Origin of the sequence: Pseudomonas sp. TNT3 (assembly GCF_010095445.2) — a bacterium.
In the GTDB taxonomy this organism is placed as follows: domain Bacteria; phylum Pseudomonadota; class Gammaproteobacteria; order Pseudomonadales; family Pseudomonadaceae; genus Aquipseudomonas.
Window position 1 is genome coordinate 1 of the sequence record NZ_WFGV02000137.1, and the last position, 1,013, is coordinate 1,013.

The 1,013-nt window shown below is 47.6% G+C and carries 2 tRNA genes and 2 rRNA genes; all 4 read right to left on the reverse strand.

Annotated features, from left to right (window positions below):
* A 23S ribosomal RNA gene (locus GBC55_RS29740) occupies window positions 1–435 on the reverse strand; the annotation flags it as partial.
* 249 nt (window positions 436–684) lie between these two features.
* Window positions 685–760 (reverse strand) — tRNA-Ala (locus tag GBC55_RS29745).
* 30 nt (window positions 761–790) lie between these two features.
* Window positions 791–867: transfer RNA gene (locus tag GBC55_RS29750), tRNA-Ile, on the reverse strand.
* 82 nt (window positions 868–949) lie between these two features.
* Window positions 950–1,013, reverse strand: a 16S ribosomal RNA gene (locus tag GBC55_RS29755); the annotation flags it as partial.

Below are 1,013 nucleotides of genomic sequence, written 5' to 3' on the forward strand. Positions count from 1 at the left end.
GTCAGTCAGTAGTATTTAGCCTTGGAGGATGGTCCCCCCATATTCAGACAAAGTTTCTCGTGCTCCGTCCTACTCGATTTCATGACTAAGAGATTTTCGCGTACAGGGCTATCACCCACTATGGCCGTACTTTCCAGAACGTTCCGCTAATCTCAAAGCCACTTAAGGGCTAGTCCCCGTTCGCTCGCCACTACTAAGGGAATCTCGGTTGATTTCTTTTCCTCAGGGTACTTAGATGTTTCAGTTCCCCTGGTTCGCTTCTTAAGCCTATGTATTCAGCTTAAGATACCTAACTTATGTTAGGTGGGTTCCCCCATTCAGACATCTCCGGATCAAAGTCTGTTTGCCGACTCCCCGAAGCTTTTCGCAGGCTACCACGTCTTTCATCGCCTCTGACTGCCAAGGCATCCACCGTATGCGCTTCTTCACTTGACCATATAACCCCAAGCAATCTGGTTATACTGTGAAGACGACATTCGCCGAAAATTCGATAATACTCAATTAAGAGCAACTCACAAATTTTACCTTAGCCTGATCCGTTACCAGTGAAAGTAACGTTCAGTCTATCTTTCTATCACATACCCAAATTTTTAAAGAACGAACTAGTCAAAGACTAGAAATCAACATTCACCATCGTACGATGGAATGCTCATTTCTAAGCTTTACACAATCAGAAGCAGTTAGTGGTGGAGCCAAACGGGATCGAACCGTTGACCTCCTGCGTGCAAGGCAGGCGCTCTCCCAGCTGAGCTATGGCCCCGTATTTCTACAGGCGTTTCCCACACAAAATTGGTGGGTCTGGGCAGATTCGAACTGCCGACCTCACCCTTATCAGGGGTGCGCTCTAACCAACTGAGCTACAGACCCAATTTCGGGCTGCTTCTTTTCGTCTTCTTCAATGAATCAAGCAATTCGTGTGGGAACTTATGGAGCAGCTGATGTCGTCGATTAAGGAGGTGATCCAGCCGCAGGTTCCCCTACGGCTACCTTGTTACGACTTCACCCCAGTCATG